Here is an 11,504-nt window from a genome sequence, read left to right on the forward strand (position 1 = left end):
CCGGGGAGAGGCCGGGAGACCGGCGGCCGACTGGGGAGGGCGTGTGGAGAACGAGCCGACCGCCGAGCTGATCCGCGCGCAACTGCGGCGGCTGCGGGTGCGGGCCGAGCTGAGCCAGGAGGAGTTCGGGAGGCTCGTGCACTTCTCCGGCTCCCAGGTGTCGGCGGTCGAGCTGGGCCACCGGCCGCTCGACCGGTTCTTCCTCGCCCGGGCCGACGAGGTGCTCGGCACCGGCGGGCTGTTGATGTCGCTGCTCAAGCTCGCCGAGCGCGACGGCCAGCCGAGCTGGTTCCGCCCCTGGCTCGAAGCCGAACGCCAAGCGCAGCAGTTGCGCACCTACCAGCCGACTCTGGTGCCCGGACTGCTCCAGACCGAGAACTACGCCCGCGCGATGATCCGGACGGATGACCTGATCACCGATGACGAGGTGGAACGACGCCTCGGAGTGCGTCTGGACCGGCAGTCGATCCTCTCCGACCCGGGCCGCCCGAAGTACATCGCCGTCATCGAGGAGTCCGTCCTGCGCCGCGCCGACGACGGCTACCGCGGACTCATGACCGAGCAGATCGCGCACCTCGTCGAGTGCGCCGAGCGCCCGCACGTCGACATCCACATCGTGCCGACCTCGGTCACCGTGCACGTCGGCTTGGTCGGACCGTTCGCGCTGGCCCGGGGCACAGACGGCGGCTGGGTCGGTCACCTGGAGAACCAACTCGGCGGCGTCGTGGTCGACAAGGACGAGGACGTGGCTATCCTGCTGTCCAGATGGGAGAGTGTCCGCAGCGAGGCACTACCGCGCCGGCAGTCGGTCGAGCTGATGAAGGACGTGATGACCTCGTGGAGCTGACCGGAGCGATCTGGCGGAAGTCCACACGCAGCGGCACCCAGGGCGACTGTGTCGAGGTGGCGGACAACCTGGCCGGAGTGGTCGGGGTGCGGGACAGCAAGGACCCGGCCGGGCCGGCGCTCACCTTCACGCCCGACGCCTGGCGCACCTTCGTCCGGCTCAGCGGGCGCCGCGCGTCGAGCTGATCAGCACTGTGTGCTTGCGTACCCGGAAGGCGCCCTCGGCGTCGATGCGCGCCTCGATCGCGGCGCGGGCGGCCGCCTCCTGCGCGGCGGGCAGCGGCCCGATCATGCTGGCGACGTACGCCAGGATCGGCTCCGCGGCGGGCACCACCAGCTCGTCCGGGTAGCGCTCGACCGTCACGTCGTCGAAGTGGGCGGCGACCCGGGCCGGTGTCGTCTCGGCGGTCACGTCGTTCCGGTCGTGGAACCGGACAGCCAGGTCGGGGCGCCCGATCACCGCGCCGAGCGTGTTCAGCTCGGCCATGTGGTCGCGGCCGTTCACGGCGACGGCGAGCCGCCCGCCGGGGCGCAGCACCCGGGCGAACTCGCGCAGCGCGGCGTCCGGGTCGTCCAGGTGGTAGAGCATGCTGTTGGCGATCACCGCGTCGACGACGCCGGCACGGAACGGCAGGTACGTGGCGTCGCAGCGCAGCACCCGGGCGCCGGGCACGTCGCGCAACCGCGCGCACATGGCGGGTGAGAAGTCGGTGAGGGTGAGCCGGCCGCGACGGCCGACCCGGCGCCACAGCTCGCCGGTGCCGGCGCCCACCTCCAGCACGTCGCCGGACAGCGGCAGCCGCTCGCCGAGCCAGGCGAACCAGTCCTGCGGGTTGGTGCCGTACGAGTGCAGTGCCATGCGGGCGGTCAGGTTGCCGGTGGTCGTCGCGTACTGGCTCACGGCGCGCGCCGAAGGAGTGGTGGTCATCCGCCGAACTTAGAGGAAGCGGTTCTCCGGGATCCCCGGTATTAAGCGTTGCTAGCTACCGGTACCTAGTGTTACTTTCTACTGGTACTCAGCGACGCTCAATAGCGAGGGAACGAGGACATGGCCAACCAGATGACGGAGATGCTGAAGGGCACCCTCGAAGGCATCGTCCTGGCGATCCTGGCCCGCCGATCCGCGTACGGCTACGAGATCACCGCCTGGCTGCGCGACCGCGGATTCTCGGACATCGCGGAAGGCACCATCTACGCGCTGCTCGTCCGCGTCGAGCAACGCGGTTTCGTGGACGTGGAGAAGGTTCCCTCCGAGAAAGGGCCCCCGCGGAAGGTGTATTCGATCAACGCAAAGGGGCGGGATCAGCTCGCCGAGTTCTGGCGGACGTGGAGCGTCCTCGCGGAACGCATCGACCACCTTCGTGACAACGACGACCGGCACGACGAAGGAGCATGAGCATGGCCGCGAAGTGGATCGAGACGCTCGTCGGATCGCTCGACCAGAAGAAGCAGTACAAGCGGCACATGGCCCGCATGGAGGCCCTGCCGGAACCCCATCGCAGCGCGGCCAAGGCGCTCCAGCGGTACTTCATGTACCAGGGCGGGATCGTCGACGGGAACACACTCGTCGCGATGCTCGGCGACTCCGTGGACCTCTGGGAGCGCGCGGTCGCCGACAACACGCCCGTCCGCGCGATCGTCGGCGACGACCCGGTCGAGTTCGCCGAGACGTTCGTGTCCGCGTACTCCGGGAGGCAGTGGATGGACAAGGAGCGCGAGCGCCTCCGGAAGGCGATCGACGCCGCCGTCGGCAACAGCGGGGAGGAACACTCATGACCACCGCGACGCGCGAACCCGCCATCCGGGTTCGGGGCATCACCAAGTCCTACAAGGACCTGCACGTGCTGCGGGGCGTCGACTTCGAGGTGACGGCCGGGAGCATCTTCGCTCTGCTCGGCTCGAACGGCGCCGGAAAGACCACGCTCGTGCGGATCCTGTCGACGCTGCTCAAGGCGGACACCGGCACCGCGGCCGTCCACGGCTTCGACGTCGCTTCGGTTCCCGCCGAGGTACGCAAGTCGATCAGCCTGACCGGCCAGTTCGCCGCCGTCGACGAAGTGCTCACCGGCCGGGAGAACCTGGTCCTGGTCGCGAAGCTCCGCCACCTGAGGAATCCGGGTGCGGTCGCCGACGACATGCTGGCCCGTTTCTCCCTCACCGACGCCGGGAACCGCCGGGCGGGGACGTACTCGGGCGGCATGCGCCGGCGGCTGGACATCGCGATGAGTCTCGTCGGCAACCCGCCGGTCGTGTTCCTCGACGAGCCGACCACCGGCCTCGACCCGCAGGCCCGCATCGAGGTCTGGCGGACAGTGCGGCAGCTCGCCGAGGACGGCACCACCATCCTGCTCACCACCCAGTACCTCGACGAGGCCGAGCAACTCGCCGACCGGATCGCGATCCTGCACGAGGGAACGATCATCCAGAACGGCACTCTCGCCGAGCTGAAGCGGCTCCTCCCGACCGCGAAGGTCGAGTACGTCGAGAAGCAGCCGACCCTTGAGGACGTCTTCCTCGCCCTCGTGGGCCACACCGCCAGGGCCGCCGACAAGGCAGCCGTGCCCGCAGGAGAGGAATCCCGATGACCATCCACGTCCTCAGCGACACCGGAACCCTCACCGGCCGTTCCCTGCGGCACATCCTCCGCAGCCCGGACACCATCATCACCACGGCGGTCACACCCGTCGCGCTGATGCTGCTCTTCGTGTACGTGCTCGGTGGAGCCATCAACACCGGATCCGGCGAGTCGTACATCAACTACATGCTGCCGGGCATCCTCCTCATCACGATCGCGTCCGGCATCGCCTACACGGCGTACCGCCTGTTCCTCGACATGCAGGGCGGCATCTTCGAGCGCTTCCAGTCGATGCCGATCCCGCGGCCCTCAGTGCTCTGGGCGCATGTCCTGACCTCGCTCGTCGCCAACCTGGCCTCGCTCGTGATCGTCACAGGCGTCGCCCTGATCATGGGATTCCGGACGGGCGCATCGGTGGTCGGCTGGCTCGCCGCAGCCGGCATCCTGATCCTGTTCACCCTCGCCCTGACCTGGGTCGCCGTCATCGCGGGCCTGTCCGCCAAGACCGTCGACGGCGCGAGCGCCTTCAGCTACCCGCTGATCTTCCTGCCCTTCATCAGCTCGGCGTTCGTCCCCACCGACTCGATGCCCGGCCCGGTCGCCTGGTTCGCCGACAACCAGCCGGTGACATCGATCGTGAACACCCTCCGCGCGCTCTTCGCTCAGCAACCCGTCGGCAACGACGTCTGGATCGCGCTCGCCTGGTGCGCCGGCCTGCTCCTGGCCGCCTACGCCGCCGCGACGGCGATCTACCGCACCAAGGTCAGCTAGCCGGCCGTGGGAGCCGGTCACCCGTCACAGGTAGAGGCAGAACGGGTGACCGGCCGGGTCGAGGTGCACCCGGACGTCGTCCTGCGGCTGGAAGTCGGCCAGTGTCGCGCCCACCGACACCGCGTACGCCGAGGCGGCCTCCAGGTCGTCGACCTTGATGTCCAGGTGGGTCATCATCGGCGGGTCGCCGGGCCCGGCGGGCCATACCGGGCGCACGTAGGCCGGCTCGTCCTGGAAGGCCAGCCAGGTGCCGCCGTCCGGCGGAGCAAGCACCACCCAGTCGGACTCGTCCTCGCGACGGGACCAGCCGAGCAGCCGCTCGTAGAACGCGGCCAGGTCCTCTGCGGACGGCGCGTCCAGCACCGTGGTCGTCAGCTTCATCAGCGGTCGCTCAGCCATGCCGCATTCCTACCCGACCCCCGCGACGTTTGCTGGACCGTCCGCGCCAGCTCGGCGGGGTGGCGGTATCGACACCAGTCGGATGCCGCCACCTCGCCGAGCTGGCGACGATCGATCCGACACGAGCGCGGAAAGGGATCGCCCGGTCGTCCGCTCGCGCCATAAGCTGCGCCAATGCTGCTGCGCATGTCGACCCTGCTGCTCCGGACCCTGCGCGAGGACCCGGCCGACGCGGAGGTGCCGAGCCACCGGCTGCTGCTGCGCGCCGGTTACGTCCGCCGGGCCGCGCCGGGCGGCTACACCTGGCTGCCGCTGGGCAAGCTCGTGCTGGACCGGATCACCGCGATCGTGCGGGACGAGATGACCGGAATCGGCGACCAGGAGGTGCACTTCCCGGCGCTGCTCCCGGCCGAGCCGTACCGGACCAGCGGGAGGTGGACCGAGTACGGGGACGACATCTTCACGCTCGCCGACCGCAAGGGCGCCGAGCACCTGCTCGCGCCGACCCACGAGGAGCTGGCCGCGCTGCTGGTGAAGGACCTGTTCACCTCGTACCGGGACTTCCCGGTGACGCTGTTCCAGATCCAGACCAAGTTCCGCGACGAGGCCCGGCCCCGGGCCGGTCTGCTGCGCGGGCGCGAGTTCCTGATGAAGGACGCCTACTCGTTCGACCTGGACGAGGCCGGGCTCCAGGCGGCGTACGACCGGCACCGGGCCGCCTACGAGCGCGTCTTCACCCGGCTCGGCCTGGACTTCACCACTGTCCACGCGATGTCCGGCGCGATGGGTGGGTCCGCCTCGGAGGAGTTCCTGGCCGCCACGCCGGTCGGCGAGGACACGTTCGTAGGCTGCACCGCCTGCGACTACGCGGCGAACACCGAGGCGGTGGTGACCCGCGCCCCGGCCGCCGGCGACCCCGACGCGTACCCGCCCGCCGAGGTGCACGACACCCCGGAGACGCCGACCATCGCTGCACTGGTCGAGCTGGCCGAGGCCCGGGAGCTGGGCGGGCGCACCGGCTGGACCGCCGCCGACACGTTGAAGAACGTGGTCCTCACCGTCCGACGGTCCGGCGCCGAACAGGGCGAACCGCTGGTGATCGGCCTGCCCGGCGACCGCGAGGTCGACCTCAAGCGGGTCGAGGCGGTGCTCGCCCCGGCCACGGTGGCGGTCTTCGAGGACTGGGACGCGCACCCGGAGCTGGTCCGCGGCTACATCGGCCCGCAGATCCTGGCCAAGCACGGCATCCGCTACCTGGTCGACCCCCGCGTGGTGCCCGGCACCTCCTGGCTGACCGGCGCGAACGAGCCGGGCCGGCACGCCACCGACGTGGTGTGCGGGCGCGACTTCGTACCGGACGGCACGATCGAGGCCGCCGAGGTGCGGCCCGGCGACAGCTGCCCTGCCTGCGCCGACGGCGAGCTGACCATCCGGCGGGGCATCGAGATCGGGCACATCTTCCAGCTCGGACGCCGGTACACCGACGCGTTCGCGGTCGACGTCCTCGGCCCCGAGGGCAAGCCGGTCCGGCCCACGATGGGCTGCTACGGCATCGGCGTGTCCCGGGCGGTCGCCGCAGTGGCCGAGCAGCACCACGACGACCGAGGGTTGGTCTGGCCCGCGGCGGTCGCGCCGTGCGACGTACACCTGATCGCCGCCGGGAAGGGGCCGCAGCTCGACGCGTCGCTCGACCTCGGCGGGCGCCTCGCCGCCGTCGGCCTGCGGGTGCTGGTCGACGACCGCACGCACGTGTCCGCCGGGGTGAAGTTCACCGACGCCGAGCTGATCGGCATCCCGCGCGCCGTCGTGGTCGGCCGCCGCCTGGCCGAGGGGTACGTGGAACTGCGCGACCGGGCCACCGGCGAGCGCACCGAGCTGCCGGTGGAGGCCATCGTGGAGCGCCTGCGCGACGAGGCTGGCGCGACGCGCCGCGACGGGGTGTAGCGAGCGCGCCACCGGGTACCGCAGACGGATCGACCAAAGCGTTCGGAGGCTCTCATGTTCCGCGTCAGTGACGTGATGACCAGGCAGGTGGTCTACCTCTCGGCGGAGACCCCGTTGGACGAGGCGGCCCGGGTGATGAAGGAGTCGGACATCGGCGACGTGGTGGTGACCGACGGCGCCACGCTCGCCGGCATGCTGACCGACCGCGACATCGTGGTCCGGGCGGTGGCCGAGCGTGCCGACCCCGGCACCACCACGATCGGCTCGATCATCACCCGCGAGGTGGTGATGATCGAACAGCACTGCACGGCGAACGAGGCGGCGGCGCTGATGCGCGAGCGCAACATCCGCCGGGTGCTGGTGTGCGACAGCGACCGCAAGCTCGTCGGCATCGTCTCCCTCGGTGACCTCGCCATGCAGCTCGACCCCCACTCGGCACTCAGCGACATCAGCGAGGCCGCGCCGAACGTGTGAGCGCGGGCTCCGCACGTGCGGCGGGGCCCCGCTCGGCACCGCCGGGTGGCGACGCGCGGCGGCGGATAGCCTCGACCCATGCCCGAGATGCCGACCAAGCTGGCCGAGATCGTCGACGAGTTCGCCGCCGCGCCCCGCGACGTCGTCCTGGAGATGCTGCTGGAGTTCGCGGACGTGATCCCGCCCCTGCCCGAGGGTGTGAACCGGGAGGAACTGGAGCAGGTCCCCGAGTGCCAGACCGCGTTCTTCCTGCGCGCCGAGGTGAACGCGGACAAGACCGTGAGCACTGTGTTCGACTGCCCGCCGGAGGCGCCCACCACCCGGGCGTTCGCCGGCATCCTCGCCGAAGGGCTGGCCGGGGCGAGCGCCGAGGAGGTGCTCGCCGTACCGGACGATCTCTACCAGCGGATGGGCCTGGCGCAGGCGATCAGCCCGCTGCGCGTACGCGGCGGCACCGCCATCCTGGCCCGGCTCAAGCGCCAGGTCCGGGAACAGATCTCCTGACCCGCGGGTTGTCGCTGGTCATGGACATCGAGATCTACGCCGACGTGGTCTGCCCCTGGTGCTGGATCGGCAAGCGCCGGCTGGAACAGGCCCTGGAGTCGTACGACGGCGAGGTGAACGTCCGGTTCCGGCCGTTCCAGCTGGACCCGACTCCGGTCACCGAGCCGAAGCCGCTGCTGGAGGCGCTCGGCGACAAGTTCGGCGGGCGGGACAAGGCCGAGGGCATGGCCGCGCACGTGACGGGCGTCGCCGCGGGCGCGGGCCTGGACCTGCGGTTCGACCGGGCGGTGGCCGCGAACACGTTCGACGCGCACCGGCTGGTGCGTTTCGCCACCGAGCACGGTCGCTCCGCCGAGATGGTCGAGCGGCTCTACCGGGCGCACTTCCACGACGGCGTCGACGTCGGCTCGATCGACGCGCTCGTCACGTTGGCCGGCGAGGCCGGGCTGGACGAGACCGAGGCGCGGCAGTACCTGGAGTCGAACCTGGGCCGCCGGGAGGTCGCCGCCGACCTGAGCACCGCCCACCAGCTCGGCGTCTCCAGCGTGCCGACCTTCGTGCTGGCCGGAAAGTACGCGGTCACCGGCGCCCAGGAGCCGGAGACGCTGCTCGCCGCGCTGCGAGAGGTGGCGCAGCGCGAAGCGGCAGCCTGATGTTTCACGTGGAACAAGATCGATGCGGATGAGGACCTAGGCCGGCCTGGCCAGGTCCTCCACCACCCTCGCCCCGGGCAGCGCGCCGAGCGCCGGCCCGGGCAGGGCGATCTTGCTGTGCCGTACGCCCGAACCGATGATCACGTGCGGCGTGGCGATCACCCGGGAGTCGACGAGGATCGGCCAGTCCGCCGGCAGGCCGATCGGCGTGATGCCGCCGTACTCCATGCCGCTCGACTCGACCGCCTCGGCCATCGGCGCGAAGCTCGCCTTGCGCACGTCGAGCAGCTTGCGGACCACACCGTTGACGTCGGCGCGGGTGGTGGCGAGCACGACACAGGCCGCGTACCGGGTCTCGCCGCCACGCTTGCCGGCGACCACCACGCAGTTGGCCGACTCCTCCAGCCCCACCCCGTACGCCTCGCAGAAGGCAGCGGTGTCGGCCAGGTCGGCGTCGATCGGAGCGACCAGTACGTCGTCCACGTCCACCGGGGCCTCGGCCGGCCAATCCTGCAGGGCCGCGGCGACCGGCGGGGCGAGCAGGTCGAACCGGGTGAGGGCCGGCTCCGTCTTCAGCGTCCCCATCATGCCGCGATCCTCGCACCCGCCCGGCGGATCGACCGGCCGGACCCCGCCCCCGCCCTTCAGTTGGGATTGGTGAGGAACGCGTTCTCCTGCGCGAAGTCCCGGCTCTCGGTCGTGGTGAGCTGCCGGCGACGCAGCACCTCGGGACGGTTCGCCTCGGCGTCCTCGATGCCGTGCCGGACGCCGACCCGGATCACGCCGTAGAGGAAGACGAAACCGAAGACGTACAGGACCACTGTGGCGACGAAGACCAGCATGCGGTCACCGTAGGCCGGGGCGGACCCGACCGTTTCTCATCTTCCGGCGGTTCCCCCGTACGTGTCAGCGAGGTGGTCGGCCCAGGTCCGGGCGCCGGTCGGCGTGGCGGTCGTGGTGAGACCACCCGCGCGCAGCTCCCGTCCGAGCCGGCCGGGGATCCGGACCGGCAGCAGCGGACGGCGTACCCGGCGCGCCGCGAGCCAGGCACGGGCCGCGTCGTCGTAGCGCAGCACCTCCGGTCCGCCGAAGTCCTCCACCCGGTTCGACGGCCCGGCCAGCAGCAGGACGGCGAGCCGGTCCGCCACCTCACCGGGGTCGACCGGCTGGGCGAGCACGGCCCGGTCCCCGATCACCGGGCCGAGGCGGCTCGCGCCGCTGAGCAGCCCCTCCAGGAACTCCGGGAACTGGGTCGCCCGCAACACGCTCCACGGCACCGGTCCGGCGGCCACCACCTGCTCGGCCGCGAGCTTGTGCCGGTAGTAGCCGAGCGGCACCCGGTCGACGCCGACGATCGACACGAAGACCAGGTGACGCACCCCGGCGTGACCGGCCGCCACCGCGAGCCGGCGGGTGCCGAGCACGTCGATGTCGTGGGTGCGCCGCTGCGGCGACGAGGCCAGGTGCAGCACCGCGTCCACCCCGGCGACCGCCTCCGCCAGCCCGGCGCCGGTGGCCAGGTCGGCGGTCACCCACTCGACCCCGTCCCCGGTACGCGGTCCGCGGCTCATCGCGCGCAGCGTGAAGCCCTCGTCCCGCAGCCGCGGCACCGCCACCCGCCCGAGCCGCCCGGTCGCCCCGGTCACCAGCACCCGCATCGCCCACTCCTCCCGCCCACGCGCAACCGCCACACCGCGGCTCCCCGATTGGGACGGAACGCCGACCCGGATCGTGACAGCCGCCCGCCCCCGGCCCCTTTCACCCCGATCCTGCGCCCCCGAGGGCCACCTCGGCCCTGCCCTCCCTTTGTTGACCAAGGAGTTCGTGTCGGACGGAGGCTCGAAAACCGACCCGAACTCCTTGATCAACCGGCAGAGGGTGGGAGGGCGGGGGCGGGCAGGGCGGTCAGGGGGTGGGGCGGAGGACCACCCGGCCGGCCAGCAGCAGGCCCAGCAGGCCGCAAGCGGCTGCCACGGCCAGCGTGGTCGCGAAGCCGGCCGGGCCGGGGGACGCACCGGCGGCCAGGACCGCGCCGGTGAGCGCCAGCACTGTGGCGGCGGCGAGCGAGTCGCCCAGTTGCAGCGCGGAGCTGTTGCGGCCCTGCTCGGCCGGGGCGGACTGCTCCAGGGTGAGCACCGACAGCGACGGATAGAGCAGGCCCATACCCAGCCCGGCCACCGACCAGCTCAGCACGGCCGGCAGCACCGGCAGTCCGGGCACCAGCGCCGACGCCACGCCCGCCGTACCGATCGTGATGCAGGCCAGCCCGGCCCGGGGCAGCGTCGCCGCCGAGCGGGGTGAGCGGATCCGCCCCTGGATCCACGAGCCGACCGACCAGGACAGCGCCCCGACCGTCAGCACCAGGCCGGCGCCGGTGGGCGAGAAACCGCGCTCCCGGGACAGCATCAGCGGGATCACCACCTCGGCGGCCACGAACGCCGCCGACGCCAGCGCGCGCAGGCCGATCACCGTCGGCAGTCCCCGCGCCGCGCGCAGGAACCCGGCCGGCAGCAGGTGCGGCACGCAGACGAACAGCCCGGCCAGCGCCCCGGCGATCAGGGCGGCGGCGAGCACGCCGCGCTGCTGCCCCCCGTAGTGCAGCAGTGCGGCGCTCGCCCCCGCCCCGCAGGCCCAGCCGATCCGGGCCAGGGCACCCGCCGGCGGGCGGGTCGCCACGGTGGCGGTCAGCGCCCGCAGCCCCGGCTGGACCAGCAGCGCCGCCGGGATCGCCACCGCCGGCACCGCGAGGAACACCCACCGCCAGCCCAGATGTTCCACGATCAGTCCGGCCAGGGCCGGACCGACCAGCGACGGCACCACCCAGGCCGCGGCGAACGCGGCGAAGATCCGCCGCCGCAACTGCTCCGGGTACGCCTGCCCGACGACCACGTAGAGCGCCACCGAGACCAGTCCGGAGCCGAAGCCCTGCACCACCCGCCCGACGACCAGCACCTCCATGGTCGTGGCGGCGCCGGCCACCACGAGCCCGGCGACGAACCAGACGACACCGTGCCACATGGCCGGGCGCGGCCCGCGCGCGTCGCACCAGATGCCGGAGGCGACCATCGCCACCACGCCGGAGGCGAACGAACCGCCGAACGCCAGCGCGTACAGGCCGAGCCCGTCGAGGCTGCGCGCCACGGTCGGCATGGCGGTGCCCACCGCCAGCGCCTCGAACGCGAGCAGGGACACCAGGGCGACACTGCCCACCGTCATCGCCCGCAGGCGCGGCGACCAGAGGTCGACGGGTGGATCAGCCGGAACGGCGGTGGTGCTGGTCATGGCGTTCAGCCTCGGACCTCACCCCCGGTTGAGGTCAACTGTGGCGCGCGTCTCGT

The 11,504-nt window shown here is 71.9% G+C and carries 16 protein-coding genes; 10 read left to right on the forward strand and 6 right to left on the reverse strand.

Translation table 11 applies throughout. The features are described 5' to 3' along the window. The first annotated feature begins 43 nt into the window (after positions 1–43). Both BFV98_RS19235 and BFV98_RS19240 read left to right on the forward strand, forming a co-directional pair. On the forward strand, positions 44–847 hold the full coding sequence (locus BFV98_RS19235) for a helix-turn-helix transcriptional regulator (RefSeq protein ID WP_071097313.1): 804 nt from the start codon (positions 44–46) through the stop codon (positions 845–847). Next, positions 838–1,032, forward strand: coding sequence for a DUF397 domain-containing protein (locus tag BFV98_RS19240; RefSeq protein ID WP_071097314.1), 195 nt, complete (start codon positions 838–840; stop codon positions 1,030–1,032). The genes BFV98_RS19235 and BFV98_RS19240 overlap by 10 nt, the downstream gene beginning before the upstream one ends. Here BFV98_RS19240 and BFV98_RS19245 read toward each other — a convergent pair. Continuing rightward, complete coding sequence (locus BFV98_RS19245) at positions 1,007–1,774, reverse strand: class I SAM-dependent methyltransferase (RefSeq protein WP_071097316.1); 768 nt, start codon at positions 1,772–1,774, stop codon at positions 1,007–1,009. The genes BFV98_RS19240 and BFV98_RS19245 overlap by 26 nt on opposite strands. Positions 1,775–1,894: 120 nt before the next feature. On the opposite strand from BFV98_RS19245, the gene BFV98_RS19250 reads away from it, so the two are divergent. Genes BFV98_RS19250 through BFV98_RS19265 form a run of 4 tightly spaced genes read left to right on the forward strand, consistent with a single transcriptional unit; the run spans position 1,895 to position 4,192 of the window. Beyond that, a complete protein-coding gene (locus BFV98_RS19250; RefSeq protein ID WP_013473327.1) occupies positions 1,895–2,242 on the forward strand; it encodes a PadR family transcriptional regulator in 348 nt (115 codons plus the stop codon). Positions 2,243–2,244: 2 nt separating this feature from the next. Then, positions 2,245–2,622, forward strand: a complete 378-nt coding sequence (locus BFV98_RS19255) for a DUF1048 domain-containing protein (RefSeq protein ID WP_071097318.1) — start codon at positions 2,245–2,247, stop codon at positions 2,620–2,622. After that, positions 2,619–3,431, forward strand: coding sequence for an ABC transporter ATP-binding protein (locus tag BFV98_RS19260; RefSeq protein WP_071097320.1), 813 nt, complete (start codon positions 2,619–2,621; stop codon positions 3,429–3,431). The genes BFV98_RS19255 and BFV98_RS19260 overlap by 4 nt, the downstream gene beginning before the upstream one ends. Then, on the forward strand, positions 3,428–4,192 hold the full coding sequence (locus BFV98_RS19265; protein ID WP_013283259.1) for an ABC transporter permease: 765 nt from the start codon (positions 3,428–3,430) through the stop codon (positions 4,190–4,192). Before BFV98_RS19260 ends, BFV98_RS19265 begins: the two co-directional genes overlap by 4 nt. Positions 4,193–4,216: 24 nt before the next feature. On the opposite strand, the gene BFV98_RS19270 is transcribed toward BFV98_RS19265, so the two are convergent. Further along, on the reverse strand, positions 4,217–4,591 hold the full coding sequence (locus BFV98_RS19270) for a VOC family protein (RefSeq protein ID WP_013283258.1): 375 nt from the start codon (positions 4,589–4,591) through the stop codon (positions 4,217–4,219). Positions 4,592–4,765: 174 nt separating this feature from the next. Here BFV98_RS19270 and BFV98_RS19275 point away from each other — a divergent pair, with 174 nt between their 5' ends. From BFV98_RS19275 to BFV98_RS19290, 4 genes are all read left to right on the forward strand, one after another. After that, positions 4,766–6,535: a proline--tRNA ligase gene (locus BFV98_RS19275; RefSeq protein WP_071097321.1), complete on the forward strand. Its 1,770-nt coding sequence runs from the start codon at positions 4,766–4,768 to the stop codon at positions 6,533–6,535. Between the two features lie 54 nt (positions 6,536–6,589). Continuing rightward, positions 6,590–7,009: a CBS domain-containing protein gene (locus BFV98_RS19280; RefSeq protein ID WP_013283256.1), complete on the forward strand. Its 420-nt coding sequence runs from the start codon at positions 6,590–6,592 to the stop codon at positions 7,007–7,009. Between the two features lie 78 nt (positions 7,010–7,087). Continuing rightward, a complete protein-coding gene (locus tag BFV98_RS19285; protein WP_013283255.1) occupies positions 7,088–7,513 on the forward strand; it encodes a SufE family protein in 426 nt (141 codons plus the stop codon). A 20-nt stretch (positions 7,514–7,533) separates the two neighbouring features. Beyond that, entirely contained in the window at positions 7,534–8,166 is a 633-nt protein-coding gene (locus tag BFV98_RS19290; protein ID WP_013283254.1) for a DsbA family protein, read from the forward strand. Positions 8,167–8,202: 36 nt separating this feature from the next. On the opposite strand, the gene BFV98_RS19295 is transcribed toward BFV98_RS19290, so the two are convergent. The 4 genes from BFV98_RS19295 to BFV98_RS19310 all read right to left on the reverse strand — a co-directional run bounded on the left by BFV98_RS19295 (position 8,203) and on the right by BFV98_RS19310 (position 11,448). Beyond that, a complete protein-coding gene (locus BFV98_RS19295; RefSeq protein ID WP_071098938.1) occupies positions 8,203–8,751 on the reverse strand; it encodes a YbaK/EbsC family protein in 549 nt (182 codons plus the stop codon). A 59-nt stretch (positions 8,752–8,810) separates the two neighbouring features. Then, positions 8,811–9,008, reverse strand: coding sequence for a hypothetical protein (locus BFV98_RS19300; protein ID WP_013283252.1), 198 nt, complete (start codon positions 9,006–9,008; stop codon positions 8,811–8,813). Positions 9,009–9,044: 36 nt separating this feature from the next. Next, a complete protein-coding gene (locus BFV98_RS19305; protein WP_255368170.1) occupies positions 9,045–9,857 on the reverse strand; it encodes an SDR family oxidoreductase in 813 nt (270 codons plus the stop codon). 214 nt (positions 9,858–10,071) lie between these two features. Then, positions 10,072–11,448: an MFS transporter gene (locus tag BFV98_RS19310; RefSeq protein WP_047893156.1), complete on the reverse strand. Its 1,377-nt coding sequence runs from the start codon at positions 11,446–11,448 to the stop codon at positions 10,072–10,074. Positions 11,449–11,504: the final 56 nt, after the last annotated feature.

Origin of the sequence: Micromonospora sp. WMMB235 (genome assembly GCF_001855515.1) — a bacterium.
In the GTDB taxonomy this organism is placed as follows: Bacteria; Actinomycetota; Actinomycetes; order Mycobacteriales; family Micromonosporaceae; genus Micromonospora; species Micromonospora aurantiaca.

What these genes read in the sequence shown, in the direction of transcription:
- BFV98_RS19245 (WP_071097316.1), bottom strand. Translation starts at nt 1,774, where the DNA reads ATGACCACCACTCCTTCGGCGCGCGCCGTGAGCCAGTACGCGACGACC.
- BFV98_RS19250 (WP_013473327.1), top strand. Translation starts at nt 1,895, where the DNA reads ATGGCCAACCAGATGACGGAGATGCTGAAGGGCACCCTCGAAGGCATC.
- BFV98_RS19255 (WP_071097318.1), top strand. Translation starts at nt 2,245, where the DNA reads ATGGCCGCGAAGTGGATCGAGACGCTCGTCGGATCGCTCGACCAGAAG.
- BFV98_RS19260 (WP_071097320.1), top strand. Translation starts at nt 2,619, where the DNA reads ATGACCACCGCGACGCGCGAACCCGCCATCCGGGTTCGGGGCATCACC.
- BFV98_RS19265 (WP_013283259.1), top strand. Translation starts at nt 3,428, where the DNA reads ATGACCATCCACGTCCTCAGCGACACCGGAACCCTCACCGGCCGTTCC.
- BFV98_RS19270 (WP_013283258.1), bottom strand. Translation starts at nt 4,591, where the DNA reads ATGGCTGAGCGACCGCTGATGAAGCTGACGACCACGGTGCTGGACGCG.
- BFV98_RS19275 (WP_071097321.1), top strand. Translation starts at nt 4,766, where the DNA reads ATGCTGCTGCGCATGTCGACCCTGCTGCTCCGGACCCTGCGCGAGGAC.
- BFV98_RS19280 (WP_013283256.1), top strand. Translation starts at nt 6,590, where the DNA reads ATGTTCCGCGTCAGTGACGTGATGACCAGGCAGGTGGTCTACCTCTCG.
- BFV98_RS19285 (WP_013283255.1), top strand. Translation starts at nt 7,088, where the DNA reads ATGCCCGAGATGCCGACCAAGCTGGCCGAGATCGTCGACGAGTTCGCC.
- BFV98_RS19290 (WP_013283254.1), top strand. Translation starts at nt 7,534, where the DNA reads ATGGACATCGAGATCTACGCCGACGTGGTCTGCCCCTGGTGCTGGATC.
- BFV98_RS19295 (WP_071098938.1), bottom strand. Translation starts at nt 8,751, where the DNA reads ATGGGGACGCTGAAGACGGAGCCGGCCCTCACCCGGTTCGACCTGCTC.
- BFV98_RS19300 (WP_013283252.1), bottom strand. Translation starts at nt 9,008, where the DNA reads ATGCTGGTCTTCGTCGCCACAGTGGTCCTGTACGTCTTCGGTTTCGTC.
- BFV98_RS19310 (WP_047893156.1), bottom strand. Translation starts at nt 11,448, where the DNA reads ATGACCAGCACCACCGCCGTTCCGGCTGATCCACCCGTCGACCTCTGG.